Here is a 19,388-nt window from a genome sequence, read left to right on the forward strand (position 1 = left end):
CGCCAACTGACGGCGTCACGCCGCCGGTTTCGCGTCGACCTTCGCCGGCACCAGCCAGCGCACGGCCAAGATGCCAAGCTCATAGAGCAGCGTCATCGGCACCGCCAGCATCACCATCGAGGTGACGTCCGGCGGGGTCAGCACGGCGGCAATCGCGAACGCACCAACGATCGCGTAGCGCCGTGCGCTGCGCAGCCTGGCCACATCGACCACGCCCACCGCCGCCAGGATCACCACCGCCACCGGCACCTCGAAACACAGGCCGAAGGCGAAGAACATCAGCATCACGAAATCGAGGTAATGCGTGATGTCGGTCATCATCTCCACCCCGGCCGGCGTCACCGCGGTGAGAAACCGGAACGCCGCCGGCAGCACCAGAAAATACGCAAATGCGCAGCCGCAGTAGAACAGCACCATCGCCGCCAGCAGCAGCGGTCGCGCCAGGCGCTTTTCGCGCTTGTACAGGCCGGGGCTGACGAACGCCCACAGCTGGTAGACGATCACCGGCATGCTGATGAACAGCGCGGTGTAGAACGCGAGCTTCAGCGGCGTGAGGAACGGGCTGGTGACCTGGGTGGCAATGAGATGCGCGCCCTGCGGCAGGCGCGCCACCAGCGGCGCGGCCAGCTCCGCATACAGCCGGTTGGCGAACGGCACCAGCGCCAGGAGCACCACCAGCACGCACGCGGCCGCCTTCAGCAGCCGCGAGCGCAGCTCGATCAGGTGCGAAATGATGCCTTCCTGCAGGTCGCTGCCGAGGCCGTCGGGTTCAGGCTCCGCCATGCGCGCCTCCCTTGCCGGTGGCGTGCGGCATCGCCAGCGGCAGCTCCTGTTGCGGATCGGGCTCGGCCGGCGGCTCCGGTTCCGGTTCCGGCTCCGAGGTCAGTTCCATGGGCGCGGGTTCCGCCACTGCCTCGCGCATCTCGTTGCCCGCCTGCTTCACCGCGGTTTCCACCGCGCCGACCGATTGCCGAAAATCGTCCTGCGCGGCTTCGGCGCGCGCCGCGGCCTCGCGCGCGGCGCGGCGGATCTCCTCCACCTCCAGCTCGCGCTCCACCTCGGAGCGCACGCTGTCCCAGCCGCTGCGCATGCGGCGCAGCAGCGCGCCGGCGGTACGCGCCGCACCGGGCAGTTTCTCCGGGCCCAGCACGATCAGTGCCACCAGCGCCAGCAGCACCAGCTTGGCGAAGCTGATCTCGATCATCGCCGACGCCTGCCGCGGCTACTTCGACTCGTGCGTGTCGTGCTGCTCCTGCGCGCTGGGCTGCGCCGGGCCGGGGCTCGGGCTCGGCGCATCGGCGCGCAGCTTTTCCTGCTCCGCCGGCGTCGGCTTGGACTTGTCGTCGTCCTCGCCGTGCATCGCCTTCTTGAACCCGCGCACGGCGTTGCCGAGGTCGGAGCCGATGTTGCCGATCTTCTTGGTGCCGAACACCAGCACCACGATGAGCAGAAGCAGGAGCCAGTGCCAGATGCTGTCGAAACCCATGTCAACCTCGGTCGGAGGGGGCGGAAACGGCGCCGCCCGCAATACCGCGATCTTCGCACATGGCCAGTGCCGGCGCGTTATTTCGCGGTGTATTCCTCCAGCGTGTCGCGAAACTTCACCACATCCGGCGGCACGTTCTGGACCCCACCCTCGAAAATGCGGCGCGGCGTGATGTCCTTGCCGTACACCTCGGCATTGGCGTCATAGTCGATCCGCAACGCGCCGCCGTTGATCGCGGCACCGGCGAACAGGCCGCGCGAGCGCGAGTAGGAGTAGATCTCGGCCTTCATGTTCTGGTCGGTGTCAGCGCTGGCGCTGCGCCCGACCGGGCCGGCGGCGGCGGTGGCATCCACGCCGAAGGTGAATTTGCCGTTCACGATGGTATCGACGCCGTGCTGGGTGCGGAACACCAGCACCACGTCAGTCGAGGACACGCCGATCTGGAACCCGACGCTGGCGCCGGTCAGCGTGATGAAGCTCGGATCGGACCAGGTGCCGTCGGCACGCTTCACCGAAATCAGCCCCTCGCCGCGGCGCCCGCCGAAGATAAAGCCGGCCTTGAGCAGGCTCGGGATCACCGCGATCGCACGCGCCTCCTTCAACAGGTCGGACGGGATCGACTTGTCCGGCGACTGCTCGATGGTGTTCAGCACTTCGACCGCGTTGTGCACGCGCACCAGCGGCGGGTCTTCCGCCTGCGCGGCGGCAACCGGCAACAGCAGCGCGGCAGCCAGCAGGAGCAGGCGATGCAGGGGCCTCTTGGACATGGGCAACTCCGTCATGGAAGGGGGAACATGCAGCGGGACGCCACCACGCTTGTGGCAAACTCGACGCCACGATGCCTGACCACAATCACTATACCGGCGCCGATGCGGCGTCCAGCACGGCACCGGCGACCGGCGTTCAGACTGCCGTGCTGCTGGTGAACCTTGGCACACCGACCGCACCCACCGCCGCTGCGGTGCGGCCGTATCTCGCCGAGTTCCTCTCCGACCCGCGCGTGATCGAACTGCCGCGCTGGCAATGGTGGCCGATCCTGCACGGCATCATCCTGCGCGTGCGGCCCAAACGCTCGGCGCATGCCTACGGACGCATCTGGGATGCGCAAGGTTCCCCGCTGCGCTGGCACAGCGAAGCGCTCGCCCGCGCGCTGCAGGCGGAGCTGGGCGACGCGGTGCGGGTCGCGCTGGCGATGCGCTACGGCGAGCCGGCCGTGGCGCCGACCATTGCCGAGCTGCAGCGCGACGGCGTGCGCCGGTTGCTGGTGCTGCCGCTCTACCCGCAATACTCGGCCACCTCGATCGGCTCGGTGATCGACGCCGTCGCCGACGCGATGAAAGCCCTGCGCTGGCCGCCGGAGCTGCGACTCATCAACGGCTACCACGACGACACCGGGCACATCGACGCCTTGGCCAGCTCGATCGAACGCTGGTGGGCCACGAACGGTCGCGGCGAAAAACTGCTGATCTCGTTCCACGGCATCCCCGAGCGCTACGCGCGTGCCGGTGACCCCTACCCCGAGCAATGCCGCGCCACCGCGCACCTGCTCGCCAGCCGCCTGCAGCTTGCCGCTGAACAGTGGACGCTGAGCTTCCAGTCGCGGCTCGGTCGCGAGCGCTGGCTGTCGCCCTACACCGACGCCACCGTGCGCAAGCTGGCTGCCGACGGGGTGAAGAAACTCGACGTCGTGTGCCCCGGCTTTGCGGTGGACTGCCTCGAGACGCTGGAAGAAATCGGCATGCAGAACCGCGACTTCTTCCGCGCCGCGGGCGGCACGGCGCTGCGCTACATCCCGGCGTTGAACACCAGCCCCGCGCAAATCGCCAGCCTCGCCGCGCTGCTGCGCCGCCACCTTGGCGGCTGGCTCGCGCCGTGAACGCGCCGCGCGAGCGGCGCATCGCCTTGCCGCAAGGCGACCTGGCGGCGCTGACCTGGGGCAATCCGGCCGCACCGCCGCTGGTGGCCTTGCACGGCTGGCTCGACAACGCGGCGAGTTTTGCGCTGCTGGCGCCGCTCCTGGCCGAGCGGCATCACGTCATCGCCCTTGACCTGCCCGGCCACGGCGCCAGCGCCCATGTGGCCCCCGGCGCGCACTACCACTACGTCGACTACGTACGCACGGTGCTGGCGGCGCTGGACGCGCAGGACCTCGCGCACTGCACGCTGCTCGGCCACTCGCTCGGCGCCGGCATCGCCGCACTGGTGGCCGCCGCCGCGCCGCAACGCATCGACCGCCTGTTTCTGATCGAAGGCCTCGGCCCGCTGGCCGACGACGGCAGCCGCACGCTGGAACGCTACCGCAACGCGCTGGCCAAACCGGTGGCGGACGGCAAGGGACTGCGCACGTTTGCCAGCATCGACCAAGCAGTCAGTGCCCGCACCATGGCCACCGGCCTGCGCGCGGAGTTGGCGCGCCCCATCGTCGAACGCGGCCTACGCCAAGCCGCCGAGGGCTGGCAATGGCGCAGCGACCCGCGCCTCGCCCGCGCCAGCGCCATCCGCCTCGCCGAAAGCCAGGTGCGCGCGCTGCTGGCTGGCATCGCAGCGCCCACCGCCCTGCTGCTCGCCACGCCGGCCACGCCCTACCTGCCTTCCGCGCTGATGCAGGCGCGCGCCGCCTGCGTGGCGCGCATCACCGTCGACACCCTTGCTGGCGGGCACCACTTGCAGCTGGAACATCCCGCGGCCGTGGCGCAATGGCTGATGGGAACGTGAAGACCAAGGGCAGAGCCGGTCTCCACCACCTGACACCTGCCCCAGCACCACGCCCCCCATCAAGCCGACTGCGACCCCTCGCCATCGGCTCGGGTTCCGGCCCCCGTGGCGGCGCGGATGCCTGATGAAAGGCCCCGCCCCCCTGGTGCTTCCGCGCAGCTCGTCAACAAGTGACGGACTTAGTCATTAGTCGTATTTGTTTCAAAGCGCGAAATACGTCACATTTTTGTATGCTGGCAACGTGACGGCCGTCACATTAACCGGCGTTCAGCGTCGCGTTAGGAACGCATACGCCGTCGTTGGCAAGAATCGTCAGACAAGACTGTCGTTTCTGGCGGAACGATGACAGGGATAAGTCACCCACCGTACTTGAGGTGAAACGCTGACGTCCTTATCGCCGCCTTCCACCATCGCATCAAGCCCACGCACTGCACTGCGCATGCAGTCATTCGCCACCGTGTGGCTCACCACATTTTGATCCAGCGCGCGCGCGGCACGGCGATTGCTTAGTCCGCGTCTGACAGCCTTGCGCTTCGAGCCGAGGGGTGGACAGCCACCGCGAGCCGGTCGGGGAGACCACGGCAAGCTGCTCAAAACCCATTCCATACCTGCCACCAAGGAAACATCATGAGCAAATCGCTACTTTCCGCTGCTTTGGTCGCCGCTCTTGGCACCTTCGCGTTCATCCCGTCGGCCCAGGCGGCCACCGCCATCGACGGCACCATCACCATCAACGGCCAGGTGGTGGCCGCCACCTGCACAGTCGCCGTCAACGGCACCAGTGGCGGCAACGGCACCGTGGTGCTGAAGCCCGCTCCGACCAGCGCGCTGGCCGCCGCCGCCGCCACCTATGGCGACATGCCGTTCACCATCGCCGTGACCGGCTGCGACTCCAGCCTCAACGGCAAGACCGTGACCCCGTACTGGAGCGGCACCAACGTCAACGGCAGCGGCCGCCTGAACAGCACCGGCACGGCAAACAACGTCAACCTGCAGCTGCTGAACAGTGACGACAGCACGGCCATTGCCCTGAACGGCGCCGAAGGCAACCAGGGCACGTCTAGCGCCACCGTTGCGAGCCAAGCGGCCACGATGACCTACTACGCTCGCTACTACGCCACCGGCGCGGCTACCGCCGGTACCGTCAGCAGCACGGTCGACTACACGCTGATCTACCAGTAAGCGACTACCGTCGCCCGCACTCCGTCGCGGCACTGCCGCCGCGACGGAGCTGTATCCAGCCGGCGCCATGCTGAGCTCATCCCTGCCGGAGCACCTCCCCAATGAAGCCTTTCAACCTTGCGGCCCGTGCTGCGGCGATCGCCGTGTGCCTGTGTATGGCAACCGCGGCCCGCGCCGGCGTCGTCATCGGCGGCACCCGCGTCGTGTTCGCGGCCCAGCAGGGCGAAGCCACCGTGCGCCTGACCAACGAGAACAATTACGCGGCGCTGGTCGAGGCGTGGATCGATACCGGCAACCTCAAATCGACCCCGAACAGCGTGAGCACGCCCTTCCTGATCACGCCGCCGCTGTTCCGCATGGATCAGCACAAGGACCAAAGCCTGCGGATCATCTACACCCAGGGTTCCCAGCCACTGCCGATCGACCGCGAGTCGCTGTTCTGGCTGAACGTGCTCGAGATCCCGCCGAGGCCCACTGCGGCGCAGACCGCCGGCCAGAATTACCTGCAGTTCGCGATACGTTCGCGGCTGAAACTGTTCTATCGCCCGGCCAGCTTGCCGGGCAGCGCGATGAAGGCCCCCGACCAGCTGAGCTTCACCGCCCGGGGCGCCACGCTGGTCGTGCACAACCCCACGCCGTACTACGTCACGATCAGCAGCCTTTCGCTCGGCGCTAACACCAAGCCGATCGAGGACGCCAGCGGCATGGTCGCACCGTTCGGCGACCTGCGCCTGCCGCTGAAGGGCCACGCGCAGGCACCATCCGTCGGCACACCGGTCGCGTTCACCACCATCGACGACTACGGCGCGGCTGATGCCCACAAGGGCACCGTGGCGCCGTGAAATCACGCCGCGCCATGCTTCGCCAGTTAAGCGGGCGCCGTACAGCGCTCGCTCTGGCATGCGGCATGGCGTTGGCCACCGCCATGGGGTGGCCGTACCCCGCATGGGCGGCGACCGCCGACGCAGGTGCATCATCCGCCGTTGACGCCGCCGGTGGCGGCTACGCCAATTTCGACCGCAGCATGCTGGCCGGGGCCGGGCACGGCACTGCCGATCTCTCGCGCTTCGAGCACGGCAACCCCGTGCTGCCCGGCATCTACAACCTCGACGTCTACCTCAACGGCAGCTGGGTGGGCCGCCTGGACGTGCGCTTCGCCGCACCATCGGTCGATGCCAATGCCCTGCCCTGCGCCAGCACCGAACTGCTCGACCGCATGGGCCTGGCGCCGGCGAAAGCCGATGCTGCGGCAGCCGCGAAACTGTCGTCCCCGTCAGACTGCGTGGTCCTGGGCGACCTGATCCCCGGCGCCACGTTGTCCTTCGACATGCCCGACTTGCGCATGGACGCTACCGTGCCGCAAGCGTACATGCACCTGCGGCCGCGCGGCTGGGTCAACCCGGCCTCCTGGGATGCCGGCGTGCCCGCGTTCCTGCTCAACTACAACCTCAACAGCTACCACACCAGCAACCGCGGACAGAACCAGACCAGCACCTATCTGGGCTTGCGTTCCGGCTTCAATATCGGCCGCTGGCAGTTCCGGCAGAACAGCACCGCCACCTGGCAGTCGGGCGTCGTCGGCCAACCAAGCCAGCATCACTGGCACAACATCAATGCCTATGTACAGCGCGCGCTGCCGAAGTTGGGCGCCGTGCTGAGCCTGGGCGACAGCTACACCGACGGCGCGGTGTTCGACAGCTATGGCATCCGCGGCGTGCAGCTGGGCACCGACGACCGCATGCTGCCGCAGTCGCTGCGCGGTTACGCGCCCGTGGTCCGCGGCACGGCCTATACCAACGCCAAGGTCGTGGTGACCCAGAACGGCGTGCAGATCTACCAGACCACGGTCGCACCCGGTCCGTTCGTCATCGATGACCTCTACCCCACCGGGTACGGCGGCAACCTGGTCGTGACCGTGACCGAGGCCGACGGCCGCCAGCGCAGCTATACCGTGCCGTATGCCGCAGTGGCACAGCTGATGCGCCCCGGCGTCACCCGCTTCGACATCGCCGCCGGCCAACTGCGCGACACGGTGCTGCGGGACAACTCCAATGTGGTCCAGGCCGCGGTGCAGCACGGCTTCGGCAACCGCCTCACCGGCTACGCGGGCGTGCAGGGTTCGGAAGGCTACGCGGCGGCGCTGGTCGGCAGCGCGTTCAACACGCGTTTCGGCGCGCTGGCGCTGGACATCACCCAGGCCCACACGAGCATCCCCGGCCATGGCAGCTACGACGGCCAGAGCTTCCGCGTGACCTACAGCAAGATCATCCCGGAAACCGAAACCTCGCTGAGCGTCGCCGCCGACCGCTACTCCACCGGCGGCTTCCTGAGCCTGGGCGACGCCGAGGCCGCACGCGACTACGCCAGGCGCGGCATGAACGCCCTGCAATACCAGCCGTCCAGCGTGCAGACCATCGACGGCCTGCCAGCACAGAGCCTGCTCACCCCGGCCCAGCTCGCGGCGCTGAGCGGCAGCCTCTACAACAACCGCCCCTACACCGCGCGCGGCCTGGTGCAGCAGCGCAACCGCTTCACCCTGACGCTCAACCAGCAACTGGGGCGCAACGGCGGCTCGCTGTACGCCAACGCCTCGATCAACGACTACTGGAACCGCGACGGCAGCGACACGCAGTTCCAGGTCGGCTACAACAGCCACGTCGGGCGCCTGACCTACGGGGTTTCCGTCAGTCGCGGGCGCACGGCGCTCGGCGGCTACGACAACCAGGTCGCCTTCAACGCCAGCCTGCCACTGGGCAACACGCCGCATGCACCGAGCATGTCGTTCAACCTCGACCACGGCACCGGCAACAGCACGCAGGAACAGGCCACCATCAACGGCACGCTGGGCCAGTGGAGCCAGTTCAACTATGGCGCCACCGCCTCGCATGGCGGCAACGGCATCGGCAACGCTTACAGCGCGAACGGCGGCTACAACAGCCCCTATGCCACATTCAACGCCAGCGTCGGCAACGGCAGCGGCTACTCGCAGGCATCCTTCGGCGCCAGCGGCGCGGTGGTCGCGCACGCGGGCGGCATCACCTTCGGCCAGTCGACCGGCGACACGGTCGCCATCGTGCATGCACCAGGCGCCGCGGGCGCGCACATCCTCAGCGCACCGGGCCTGAGCGTGGGCCGCTCCGGCTACGCGCTGGTGCCGTACCTGGCCCCATACCAGCTCGACACCATCCGGATCGACCCGCAGGGGCTGCCGCTGGGTGTGCAGATGGATGCCACCAGCGCGCAGGTGGCACCGTATGCCGGCGCCGTGGTGATGGTGGACTTCAAGAGCAAGGCCGGTCGGGCGCTGGTTGCGCTCATCCGCATGCCCGACGGCCAGCCTGCGCCCTTCGGCGCGCAGGTGTTCAACGCTCAAAACGAACCGCTGGGCGTCGTCGGGCAGGCTGGCCTGTCGCTGCTGCGCGGCGTCGGCGCGAGCGGCAAGCTCAACGTGCAGTGGGACGACGAGCAAGGCGCGGCGCATGCCTGCGCATTCCAATACGCCCTGCCCAGGACCGGCAAGCCCGAGGCGGTGTACCGGCAGATCCAGGCCACGTGCGTCGCGGGCAATGCCGCGACACAACCGCAGGAGAAAGGTGGAACATGACCTTCAGTGCAACCATCGGCGCGTCGGCTCTGCACCATGTATCCCGCCTCGCGGGAGGACCACGGTTCGCGACCGCCACTGTCCGGACGGAACGCGCGGCTCGTGGGCCATGGTTGCTGGCGCTGCTGGCCTTGGTTGCGCTGGCCTTGTCCGGCCGCGCCCACGCCGATTGTTCTTACACCAACAATCCGGGCACCGTGACGTTCACTCCGCCCGGCGGCAAGATCGTACTGTCGAACACCGGTGCCGGCATAGGCACCGTCCTGTGGACGTCGGCGCAAGCCACCCCTGCGAACTACCCCGTCCTCGACTGCTCGGGCGCCACCAACAATGGCATCGTGAGCAATTACGGCCCGCCGACGGGTGGCGATCAAGCCCTCTTTCCCACCAATCTTCCGTGGTTGTCCTTCCGGATCCTGCACCCGGATTCATCCAATCTCTTGTCGGCCTACCCGAACAATGCATCCGTGCCGACGGGAAGGATTCGGTTCAGCGTGGCCTCTGCCTTGCAGCTGGTGGTGACAGGCACCATTCCCCAGGGTCAGCAAGGCAGCACGCAGCAAATGGTGATACCGGCCGGACAGCTCGCGCAGTGGAACGTGGACATGTTCGGCAGCAGCAATCCTGTCGAGATCTTCAACATCACCAACATCACCTTCGTCATCCCCACCTGCACGGCGGCTGTCGACCCCACCGTGGTGACGTTGCCCCCGGTGCCCGCCACCGCTTTTGCCCGCAAGGGCACCACCGCAGGCCAGCTGCCCTTCCAGGTGCAACTGAACTGCGTCGCCGGCGCCAACCTCCGCATCACCTTGAGCACAACCAGCGCTTACAGCAACACGCTCGGCGTGATCAACAACACCGCAGGCGCGGGATACGCGACGAACGCGGGCGTGCAGATCCTTCAATCGGACGGCGCCACTCCCGTCAAATTCGGTACCGCAATCTCCGAGGGCGCCACCCAGACAGGCACCATGAACCTGCCCTTTTTTGCGCGCTATTACCAAACCTCCAATCGCGGCGTGACAGCCGGCCAGGTCAGTGCCACCGCCACCTATACACTGACCTATCAATAGGCCCACGGCAGGTTCCGGCGCATCGGCGCGAGCCCAAACCGCGCTTCTATTCGTAGGTCCGGGTCACCATCTGCGTGGTGGTAGCGTGCGCGGCGACGCGATAGCCGACGAAGTACTGCAGCAACGGGCTACCCGCGGCAGCCACATTGTCCATGCGCTGCATCGAGAACACATAAACCGGGGTATCGACGACGCCGTACCCTCGGGACTGGCCACCACAGGCATAGAGGTGACCGGTCCGCGGGTTGCCCATCGCCAGCGCCGCAGTCTCGGCTTGTGCCACACAAGTCGGCACCAGGACGGCACCGCTGAAACTGATCCGCCCGCTGCTCGCCGCCCACGCGCTCGACGTTGCCAGCGCCATGAGCGAAACAATTATCCAGCGATACCGGGTGCGCACGATCCACCTCGCTCGGCACGCGAGAAACTGCGTGTCCTATGAGAGCTGTCGACACCTTCCCCAATGACTTGACGGTATGCGTCCGCCTCCCTTCCCGAAGTGAGAAGTCCATCACGCTTTGGCCGCGCCTGGCTTCTGCCTGTCGTTTAGCGAACTGGGAGTGAATACGGTGTCTGCGCGCGTGGCGGGTTTATCGACGAGGCGGCAACAATCTGTACCGCCCCGACGCGATCACACGGCCGCCGCGGCCATGCTCAGCGCGAGCTGACGTACTTTTCGCGACGGACCTGGCCGATCGGCAGGCCGTATGCCTTGAGCGCGGCATACGCGGCATCGACCATGGCGGGGTTGCCGCACAGGTAGGCGATATCCCGCTCGGCACTGGGTTGCAGTTCGGCGAGCAGATCCTGCACGTGGCCGGCGTGGTCGCCGGGATGCGGCACGGCGCGCGGGGCGCGGCTCAGGCAGGCATGGAAATGGAAGTTCGAGTGGCTGGCGGCGAAGGCTTCGAACTCGTCGGCATAGAGCAGCTCCGCCTCGTTGCGCGCGCCGTACAGCAGCACGGCTTCGCGGTTGGCGTCGGCGAGAATGCGGTCGAGCTGCGGCAGCATCGCGCGGTAGGGCGCAATGCCGGTACCGGTGGCGATCAGGAGATAACGCGGCTGTGCGTCGTTCGGCAGCAGGCAAAAGCGCCCGTTGGGGCCGCTGGCGTCGATCACGCTGCCGGTTTCCAGCTCGGCAAACAGCTTGGTCGCCGCACCGCCATTGACATAGCTCACCACCAGCTCGACGCGCGCCACCGGCGCGCTGCCGTCGCCTACGCTGGCGATCGAGTAACTGCGCTTGGCCGGCGCGCCATCCGGGTAGGCAAAATGCACCTGCAGGAACTGCCCCGGCTTGAACGCCAGCGGCGCGCCATCGGCTCGCTCGAACGCAAGGTGACGCACGCTCGGCGCCAGCATGCGGCTGTCGACGAGGCGTAGCTGAAAGGTTTCGGCCATGGGTGGTTCCGGGAAACGATGCGTGCGTCCGGTGGAGCCGGCCGCGTGGGGTTGACTGGCTATAATAAGCGGCTTGTTTCCTGACATGCAGCCATGAGCCCGGTTCCCGCCCTCGTCGTCGACAATTTGCGCAAGACCTACGAGGGCGGCGTCGAAGCGCTCAAGGGCGTCAGCTTTAGCGTGGAGCAGGGCGATTTCTTCGCGCTCCTGGGGCCGAATGGCGCCGGCAAATCCACCTTGATCGGCATCCTGTCCTCGCTGGTCAACGCCTCCGGCGGCGATGCGCAGATTTTCGGCGTGTCGGTGCGCAAGCAGCGCAACGCGGCGATGCGGCTGATCGGACTGGTGCCGCAGGAGCTCAACTTCAACCAGTTCGAGAAGCCGTTCGACATCTGCGTGAACGAGGCCGGGTTCTACGGCATTCCGCGCGCGGTTGCCATCGAACGCGCCGAAAAATACCTCGCCACGATGAGCCTGTCGGACAAGGCCCACGAGCAGGCGCGCCGGCTGTCGGGCGGCATGAAGCGGCGGCTGATGATCGCGCGGGCGATGATGAACGAGCCCAAGCTATTGATCCTCGACGAGCCCACCGCGGGCGTCGACATCGAGATCCGCCGCTCGATGTGGCAGTTCATCGACGGCATCAACGCCGCCGGCACCACGGTCATTCTCACCACGCATTACCTGGAGGAGGCCGAGCAGCTCTGCCGCAACATCGCCATCATCGACCACGGCACCATCGTGGAAAACACCTCGATGCGCAGCCTGCCGGCGAAGCTCGACATCGAAACCTTCGTGCTCGACATCGCCGCGCCGGTGGCCACGCTGCCCGCGATCGACGGCTGCACCCTGCGCCGCAGGGACGAGCGCCGGCTGGAGGTCACTCTGCCCCGCACGCAAAACATCAATGCCCTGTTTGCCGCGCTCTCCGCGCACGGCATCACCGTCATCTCCATGCGCAACAAGACCAACCGGCTGGAGGAGCTGTTCGTGCGCGTGGTGGAGCACGGGCGCGACGACGCCCCGCGTGCCACGGTGGAGGCCGGCGCATGAGCCAGTCATCGGCCAACCTGATTGCGCTCAAGACCGTCGTGCACCGCGAAATCATGCGCATCCTGCGCATCTGGACGCAGACGCTGATCCCGCCTGCCATCACGATGACGCTGTATTTCGTCATCTTCGGCACCCTGATCGGCAGCCGCATCGGCTCGATCTCCGGCCACTTCACCTACATGCAGTTCATCGTGCCGGGCCTGGTGATGATGGCGATCATCACCAACAGCTACGGCAACATCACCAGCTCGTTTTTTGGCGCCAAGTTCGGCCGCTACGTGGAAGAGATGCTGGTGTCGCCGATGCCCGCCTGGGTGATGCTCACCGGCTATGTGCTCGGCGCCACCGTGCGCGGGCTGGCGGTCGGCGTGATCGTGCTCGGCATCGCGCTGTTCTTCACCTCGCTCGACATCCAGCATCCGCTGATCACCGCCGCCTCGGTCGTGCTTGGCGCGGTGATCTTTTCGCTCGCCGGTTTCATCAACGCGGTTTTCGCGAAAAAGTTCGACGACATCGCGCTGGTGCCCACTTTCATCCTTACCCCGCTCACCTATCTGGGCGGTGTGTTCTACTCGATCAACATGCTCGGCGAGCCGTGGCGCACGCTGTCCAAGGCCAACCCGATCCTGTACATGGTCAACGCGTTCCGCTACGGCGTGCTCGGCATCAGCGACTTCAACGTGGCGTGGTCATTCGTGGTGATGATCGGCTTTGTCGTGCTGCTCGGCGGCTTCTCGCTGTGGGTGCTCAAGCGCGGCATCGGGCTGCGGTCGTAGGCCCCACAAGCGGGGTCAGGTTCACTTCCCGATAGCCCGTGCCATCACGTGCACGGTCGCGTTCACAACAGCCAGTTGACCAGCCGGTCCAACCGCACGCGGCTCATGCGGCGCAGCAGCTTGCGCACTTCCGGCGGGTACTGGCGCTGGCTTTGCAGCGCGCGGTAGTCGGTGATCCGCGTCGCATGCCGGCGCAGCGCAATCCATTCCGCCTCGTGCATGGCGTGCAGGCGATGCTCCGGGTCGCGCAACAACAGGCCGTTTTCAAGATCGAGCGCCCACGCGCGCGGATTCAGGTTGTGCCCGGTGATGAGCGCCGCGTGGTCGTCCACCAGCACACCCTTCAGGTGGTAGGTGTTGTCGCCGTCGCGCCACAGCCACAGGTTCAACTGCTCGCTGGCGATCTGGCGCGCATGCGCGCGCGCAAAGCGGCGCAGATTGTTTTCGTACAGGTACGGCAGCACGCCGATGGTGGTGAACGGCCGCTCCGGCGGGATGTAGAAATCGTTCGCGGTCTTGTCGCCGACCATGATGTCGATCCGGCAGCCGCGCCGCAGCGCATGCCCCACCGCGGCGCGCACCGGGCGCGGCAGATTGAAATACGGCGTCAGCAGCACCACCCGCTCGCGTGCCGAGGCGATGAGATCCAGCACCACGGCGTTCAACGCATTGTCATGCCGGCCGAGCCCGACCAGCGGCGTCACCACCACCTCGCCGGCGCGCGGCGCCGTATCGGGTGCCGTGTAGTTCGCGCCCTGCAGGCCCTGGCGCAAATCACGGATCGCACCCAGCAGGCTGCGCGTGGTCGGCATGGCATCGGTACCGAACCGGGTCACCGCCGCGCTGTCGGCAAAATGCTCGGCGGCAAAGGCGGCCAGCGCATCGGCCAAGGCACGATCGCGCAGCAGGTGGTAGCGGTCGAGCCGGTAACGCCCATGGCGGGCCAGGTACACATCGTTCAAGCTGGCGCCGGTGTAGAGCACCGCGTCGTCGATCACCCAGCCTTTCAAATGCAGCACGCCGAGCAGCTCGCGGCTCTGCACCGGCACGCCGCGGATCACCACGCCATCGCCCAGCCGCTGCGCGTACTCGCGGTACATCCCGGCGTTGCCCTCGGCGCGCTTGTCACCGATCAACCCGCGCCGTGCGCGGTGCCAGTCGACGTACACCGAGATGGCCAGCCCCGGTCGCCGCGCCTTGGCCGCGTACAACGCCTCCAGCACCTCGCGCCCGCCGTCGTCGTCCTGCAGGTATAGCGCCACGATCACGATGCGCCGCTGCGCGGCGGCAATCATCGACAGCAGGGTTTGGCGCATCGCCGCTGGATCGGGCAAGGCCGTGATCGCACCCGCCGGCAGCGCAAACCCCGGCAGCGCCGCCAACCGCGCCGCACCGCGCCGGCGCGGCAACCACCGCCGGGCCAACCGCCCCGGCGCACTCAACAGACTGTTCATGGGGACGCATGATCGCAAAAGGGGACCGGGGTTGCCTACCGGGCACGCGTGTTGCCGGTGCGCCCGAGTGATGGGTGCATGCGTCAACCACTTGACTGCACGATACGCTGTATATACGAAACGTCATGGCGTTCACTTGGTCAAAAGCCGAATGCACCACGAACCTGAAAACACACGGGCTCGACTTTGCCGACGCACCGCGCGTGTTCGAAGGTCTGACGTTCACCTATGAAGATGACCGCTTCGCATACGGCGAGCAGCGCTTCGTCACCTTGGGCTTGCTCGCGGGTATCCCCGTATCCATCGTCCACACCGAGACCCCATATGAAATCCGCATCATCTCGTTCCGCAAAGCCACGCAACGCGAAGCACACCTCTACTTCGCGCAAGTCCAAAACTGATTGGGCCAAGCTTCAGGCCGAGGCACCGGGCAAGCCCGTCCCCGAACACCCTGAGGCAGACATCCGGCACATCGTCCGCAGCTTGGTGCGTCACGGTCTGCAGCCAAGGGCGACCAAGACCGCCGTCTCCCTGCGGGTCGACGAGGACGTCATCGAATGGTTCAAGGCACAAGGGCCGGGCTACCAGACCCGCATCAACGCCGTGCTTCGCGCGTTTCGGGACGCGTCAGCGGTTCGATAGGTGAACCTGGCCCTGTCCTGGATTCGCTTAGTGCGAAGTCGCCAGCAGCGGCAGCACCAGCAGGATGGCGCCCAACGCGATGCGATAGACGGCGAACACGGTGAAGCGGTGGGTGCGGATGTAGCGCAGCAGCCATTTCACGGCAATGAAGGCCACGACCATCGAGGTCAGGAAGCCGACGCCAAAGCCGGTCCAGTCCACCTGGGCCACACCGCCGCTGGTGAAAATCTTCAGAAGCTCAACGGCGGTGGCGGCAAACATGGTGGGGATGCCGACCAGAAACGCGAACTGGGTGGCGGCGGAACGGTTGTTGGTGCCGAACAGCATGGCGGCAAAGATGGTGCTGGCGGAACGCGACGTGCCGGGAAAGATGCCGGCGACGATCTGCGCGATGCCGACCAGGATCGCCACCGTCCACGTCACCCGGGTCGATTCCGGCCGCCGTTCGGCGAGCTTTTCGGCCGCGATCATCCACACGCCGCCGATGACCAGCGCCCAGGCTACCGGCGTGATCGAGGTCGGAAGTTTGAAGCCGAGTTTGAGCGCGACCACCCCCAGCGCGGAAGTGATGACGAACGCGCCCACCAACTTCAGCAGGTAGGCGCGGGTTTGCGGGTCTTTCCAGCCGGTCAGCAATTGCCAGATCTGCTGCCAGTAGATCAACGTGATGGCGAGGATCGCGCCAGCCTGGATGCCGATGTTGAACAGGTCGGAACGGTGCCCCAGCCAGCGCTCCGCAATCAGCAGGTGCCCGGTACTCGAGATCGGCAGAAACTCGGTGATGCCCTCAATGACGCCGAGCAGGATGACATTGATGAGATCAGGCATGGGGAGCCGGTGGTGGCGGGACGCCGCATCCTAAACCACGACGGGGTGCGTTGGCGCGATCCGTCCTGCCGCGACCACGATGGGCGACTTCACGCAGATTCGAACCGCGACCATCGGTTTCCGTGGCGTAGCTGAAAAAACCAGGTTCATCTTTCAACTGCCCACACACTCGCGAGTGGCAATCGCAAAGTGCGCGTGACCCGTTCCGCGCGACGCGGGCGAAAGGCGGTGGAACAAAGCGGGGCGCCCCAAGGCGCCCCGCTTTGTTCCATACCAACGTGCGATAACCCGCCCTACTTCAACCCTGCCACCACCTGATTGAAGGTGGCACTCGGCCGCATCGCGGCACTGACCAGCGCCATGTCCGGGTGGTAATACCCCTTGATGTCGACGCTCTTGCCCTGCACGCCGTTGAGCTCGCCAACGATCTTGGCCTCGTTGTCGGCCAGCGTCTTGGCCAGCGGGGCAAACTTTGCAGCGAGGTCGGCGTCGTCGTGCTGCGCGGCCAATGCCTGCGCCCAGTACAGGGCCAGGTAGTAGTGGCTGCCGCGGTTGTCGAGCTGGCCGATCTTGCGGGCAGGGGATTTGTTGTTGTCGAGCACCTTGCCGTTGGCGGCGTCCAGTGCCTTCGCCAGCACGGTCGCACGCGGGTTCTGGTAGTGCTCACCGAGGTGTTCGAGCGAGGCGGCGAGGGCGAGGAATTCGCCGAGCGAATCCCAGCGCAGGTAATCCTCTTCGAGGAATTGCTGCACGTGCTTGGGCGCGCTGCCGCCGGCGCCGGTCTCGAACAGGCCGCCGCCCGCCATCAGCGGCACGATGGAGAGCATCTTGGCGGAGGTGCCGAGCTCCATGATCGGGAACAGGTCGGTCAGGTAATCGCGCAGCACGTTGCCGGTGACCGAGATCGTGTCCTGGCCCTTGCGGATGCGCTCCAGCGAGAGCTTGGTCGCGGCCACCGGATCGAGGATGCGGATGTCCAGCCCCTTGGTGTCGTGATCCTTCAGATAACGCTCGACCTTGGCCTGCACGGCGCGGTCGTGCGCGCGCTGCGGGTCCAGCCAGAACACGGCGGGCGTGTTGGAAAGACGCGCGCGGCTCACGGCGAGCTTCACCCAGTCGGCCACCGGGGCGTCCTTGGTCTGGCAGGCGCGCCAGATGTCGCCGGCTTCCACTGCATGCTCGAGCAGCACCTTGCCAGTGGCGTCGATCACCTTGACCGCGCCATCGCCGCCGATCTGGAAGGTCTTGTCGTGGCTGCCGTATTCCTCGGCCTTTGCCGCCATCAGGCCGACGTTGGGCACGCTGCCCATGGTGGCCGGGTCGAACGCGCCGTGCGCCTTGCAATCCTCGATGGTGACGGCGTAGACACCGGCGTAGCTGCGATCGGGGATGACCGCCTTGCAGTCCTGGTGCTCGCCCTTGGCGTTCCACATCTTGCCGGAGTCGCGGATCATCGCCGGCATCGAGGCGTCGATGATGACGTCGCTCGGCACGTGCAGGTTGGTGATGCCCTTGTCGGAGTTGACCATGGCGATGGCCGGGCGCTTGGCGTACTCGGCGGCCATGTCGGCGGTGATTTCGGCCTGCTTGGAAGCCGGCAGCGTGGCGAGCTTGGCGTAGAGGTCGCCGATGCCGTTGTTGGGGTTGAAGCCGGCCTGCTTCAGCACCTCGGCGTGCTTCACCAGCACGTCTTTGTAGAACTCGCTCACCGCGACGCCAAACATGATCGGGTCGGAGACCTTCATCATGGTGGCCTTGAAATGCACCGAAAACAGCACGCCCTGCGCCTTGGCGTCGGCGATCTGCGCATCAATGAATGCCGCCAGCGCCTTGCGGCTCATGAACGTGCCGTCGAGGATTTCGCCGGCTTCGAGCGCGAGGCCGTCCTTCAGCACCTTGCTCGTGCCGTCCTTGCCGAACCATTCGATCCTGACCGTGGTGGGCGCATCCAGCACCACCGATTTTTCGTTGGCGTAGAAGTCGTGGCCGTCCATCGCGGCAACGTGGGTCTTCGAGCTGGCGCTCCACGCGCCCATCTTGTGCGGATGCTTGCGCGCGTAGTTCTTCACGGATAGCGGCGCACGGCGGTCGGAGTTGCCCTCGCGCAGCACCGGGTTCACCGCACTGCCCTTGATCTTGTCGTAGCGCGCCTTGGTCGTGCGCTCCGCGTCGTTCGCGGGTGCATCCGGGTAATCCGGCAGCGCGTAGCCCTGGGTTTGCAGCTCCTTGATGGCGGCCTTGAGCTGCGGCAACGAGGCGCTGATGTTGGGCAGCTTGATGATGTTGGCCTGCGGCGTGAGCGCAAGCTGGCCCAGTTCGGCCAAGTGATCGCCCACGCGCTGCTCGGGTTTCAGCTGCTGGGGAAACTGCGCCAGCAGACGCCCGGCAAGCGAAATATCGCGCGTTTCCACCGCAATGCCGGCGGTGGCCGTATACGCCTTGACGATCGGCAGCAGCGATGCGGTGGCGAGGAACGGCGCCTCGTCGGTAAGGGTGTAGATGATCTTCGGCGTATCGGACATGGTTGGCCTGGCTCTCGGAAGACGGACGGAATCGCAACGCACCATTGTCGCGGTTTCCCCAGGGCGCGCAAATCGCCATTCGTACCAATGCCGGGCGCCCGCGATATGCCAGACTGTTGGGCTGCAGACACCGACCAACCATGAACCTCGAGGACTTGCGCCAGTGGCTGACCACGTGCGAGTGGCAGTCGACCTTCAATGACCGCACACTGCAGCGCGGCCGCGACTACGCGCGCCGCGGCCAGGTGCGGGAGCTCGACGTCATGGAGCTCGATGACAACCTCTGCGCGGTCTATGGCACGGTGGCCGGCAGCGGCAAGGAGCCCTACCACGTCACCCTTTCCGTGCGCCGCACCCGCGACTGGCTCAGGCTGGAAACCCAGTGCGAGTGCCCGGTTGAACTGGACTGCAAACATGCCGCCGCCACGCTGTTCCACGCAATGGGGCGGCGGCAAAAGCGGAGCGCCAACCGGCGCGACTCGGGCGCCAGCGCGCCGAGGCGGCGCAGCAGGCGCTGGCCGCGTGGGACGCATGGCTGGCCAGGCTCGACGCGAACGACGCTGCCCACGCCGTCTGCGCCGAGCCCGGGCGCCAGTTCGGCATCCTGCTGCGCGTCGGTACCTACCAGCATCAACTGCTGGCGCTGCCC

General features: G+C 66.7%; 20 protein-coding genes. 10 read left to right on the top strand and 10 right to left on the bottom strand.

The annotated features are described in order from the left end of the window. Positions 1-15: 15 nt before the first annotated feature. From tatC to AC3WP6_RS14740, 4 genes are all read right to left on the bottom strand, one after another. The gene (gene tatC, locus AC3WP6_RS14725; protein WP_492628360.1) at positions 16-783 is read right to left on the bottom strand and encodes a twin-arginine translocase subunit TatC; all 768 of its coding nucleotides are present in this window, start codon (positions 781-783) and stop codon (positions 16-18) included. Then, positions 770-1,204, bottom strand: coding sequence for a Sec-independent protein translocase protein TatB (gene tatB / locus AC3WP6_RS14730; RefSeq protein ID WP_492628361.1), 435 nt, complete (start codon positions 1,202-1,204; stop codon positions 770-772). Before tatB ends, tatC begins: the two co-directional genes overlap by 14 nt. An 18-nt stretch (positions 1,205-1,222) precedes the next feature. Further along, complete coding sequence (tatA, locus tag AC3WP6_RS14735; RefSeq protein ID WP_492628362.1) at positions 1,223-1,486, bottom strand: Sec-independent protein translocase subunit TatA; 264 nt, start codon at positions 1,484-1,486, stop codon at positions 1,223-1,225. Between the two features lie 77 nt (positions 1,487-1,563). Then, positions 1,564-2,253 carry a lipid-binding SYLF domain-containing protein gene (locus AC3WP6_RS14740; protein WP_492628363.1) on the bottom strand — a complete coding sequence of 230 codons (690 nt, stop codon included), beginning with the start codon at positions 2,251-2,253 and terminating at the stop codon, positions 1,564-1,566. A 71-nt stretch (positions 2,254-2,324) separates the two neighbouring features. Here AC3WP6_RS14740 and hemH point away from each other — a divergent pair, with 71 nt between their 5' ends. From hemH to AC3WP6_RS14770, 6 genes are all read left to right on the top strand, one after another. Further along, positions 2,325-3,362, top strand: coding sequence for a ferrochelatase (hemH, locus tag AC3WP6_RS14745; protein ID WP_492628364.1), 1,038 nt, complete (start codon positions 2,325-2,327; stop codon positions 3,360-3,362). After that, a complete protein-coding gene (locus AC3WP6_RS14750) occupies positions 3,359-4,201 on the top strand; it encodes an alpha/beta fold hydrolase (RefSeq protein WP_492628365.1) in 843 nt (280 codons plus the stop codon). Before hemH ends, AC3WP6_RS14750 begins: the two co-directional genes overlap by 4 nt. A gap of 627 nt (positions 4,202-4,828) precedes the next feature. Beyond that, a complete protein-coding gene (locus tag AC3WP6_RS14755) occupies positions 4,829-5,383 on the top strand; it encodes a fimbrial protein (RefSeq protein WP_492628366.1) in 555 nt (184 codons plus the stop codon). A 101-nt stretch (positions 5,384-5,484) separates the two neighbouring features. Then, positions 5,485-6,225 (top strand): fimbrial biogenesis chaperone, encoded by a 741-nt coding sequence (locus AC3WP6_RS14760; RefSeq protein ID WP_492628367.1) that lies wholly within the window; start codon positions 5,485-5,487, stop codon positions 6,223-6,225. Between the two features lie 65 nt (positions 6,226-6,290). After that, positions 6,291-8,987, top strand: coding sequence for a fimbria/pilus outer membrane usher protein (locus AC3WP6_RS14765; protein WP_492628368.1), 2,697 nt, complete (start codon positions 6,291-6,293; stop codon positions 8,985-8,987). Then, positions 8,984-10,063 (top strand): fimbrial protein, encoded by a 1,080-nt coding sequence (locus AC3WP6_RS14770; protein ID WP_492628369.1) that lies wholly within the window; start codon positions 8,984-8,986, stop codon positions 10,061-10,063. Before AC3WP6_RS14765 ends, AC3WP6_RS14770 begins: the two co-directional genes overlap by 4 nt. A gap of 46 nt (positions 10,064-10,109) precedes the next feature. Here the strand turns inward: AC3WP6_RS14770 and AC3WP6_RS14775 are convergent, their stop codons facing one another. Then, positions 10,110-10,463, bottom strand: coding sequence for a hypothetical protein (locus AC3WP6_RS14775; RefSeq protein WP_492628370.1), 354 nt, complete (start codon positions 10,461-10,463; stop codon positions 10,110-10,112). 254 nt (positions 10,464-10,717) lie between these two features. Next, positions 10,718-11,464: a ferredoxin--NADP reductase gene (locus tag AC3WP6_RS14780; RefSeq protein ID WP_492628371.1), complete on the bottom strand. Its 747-nt coding sequence runs from the start codon at positions 11,462-11,464 to the stop codon at positions 10,718-10,720. Positions 11,465-11,557: 93 nt separating this feature from the next. Here AC3WP6_RS14780 and AC3WP6_RS14785 point away from each other — a divergent pair, with 93 nt between their 5' ends. After that, a complete protein-coding gene (locus AC3WP6_RS14785) occupies positions 11,558-12,517 on the top strand; it encodes an ABC transporter ATP-binding protein (RefSeq protein WP_492628372.1) in 960 nt (319 codons plus the stop codon). Then, positions 12,514-13,293, top strand: coding sequence for an ABC transporter permease (locus AC3WP6_RS14790; RefSeq protein ID WP_492628373.1), 780 nt, complete (start codon positions 12,514-12,516; stop codon positions 13,291-13,293). Before AC3WP6_RS14785 ends, AC3WP6_RS14790 begins: the two co-directional genes overlap by 4 nt. A gap of 62 nt (positions 13,294-13,355) precedes the next feature. Here AC3WP6_RS14790 and pssA read toward each other — a convergent pair whose 3' ends face one another. Next, positions 13,356-14,747: a CDP-diacylglycerol--serine O-phosphatidyltransferase gene (gene pssA / locus AC3WP6_RS14795; protein WP_492628374.1), complete on the bottom strand. Its 1,392-nt coding sequence runs from the start codon at positions 14,745-14,747 to the stop codon at positions 13,356-13,358. 125 nt (positions 14,748-14,872) lie between these two features. On the opposite strand from pssA, the gene AC3WP6_RS14800 reads away from it, so the two are divergent. Together AC3WP6_RS14800 and AC3WP6_RS14805 are read left to right on the top strand one after the other, a co-directional pair. After that, entirely contained in the window at positions 14,873-15,148 is a 276-nt protein-coding gene (locus AC3WP6_RS14800) for a BrnT family toxin (protein ID WP_492628375.1), read from the top strand. Further along, positions 15,072-15,389: a BrnA antitoxin family protein gene (locus AC3WP6_RS14805; protein WP_492628376.1), complete on the top strand. Its 318-nt coding sequence runs from the start codon at positions 15,072-15,074 to the stop codon at positions 15,387-15,389. Before AC3WP6_RS14800 ends, AC3WP6_RS14805 begins: the two co-directional genes overlap by 77 nt. 27 nt (positions 15,390-15,416) lie before the next feature. Here the strand turns inward: AC3WP6_RS14805 and AC3WP6_RS14810 are convergent, their stop codons facing one another. The 3 genes from AC3WP6_RS14810 to AC3WP6_RS14820 form a co-directional block, all read right to left on the bottom strand. Next, complete coding sequence (locus AC3WP6_RS14810; protein ID WP_492628377.1) at positions 15,417-16,217, bottom strand: undecaprenyl-diphosphate phosphatase; 801 nt, start codon at positions 16,215-16,217, stop codon at positions 15,417-15,419. Positions 16,218-16,510: 293 nt separating this feature from the next. After that, positions 16,511-18,739 (bottom strand): NADP-dependent isocitrate dehydrogenase, encoded by a 2,229-nt coding sequence (locus AC3WP6_RS14815; protein ID WP_492628378.1) that lies wholly within the window; start codon positions 18,737-18,739, stop codon positions 16,511-16,513. Between the two features lie 325 nt (positions 18,740-19,064). Then, a complete protein-coding gene (locus tag AC3WP6_RS14820) occupies positions 19,065-19,370 on the bottom strand; it encodes a hypothetical protein (protein WP_492628379.1) in 306 nt (101 codons plus the stop codon). Between the last annotated feature and the right edge of the window lie 18 nt (positions 19,371-19,388).

Source organism: Rhodanobacter sp. FW106-HT46G03 (genome assembly GCF_058789895.1).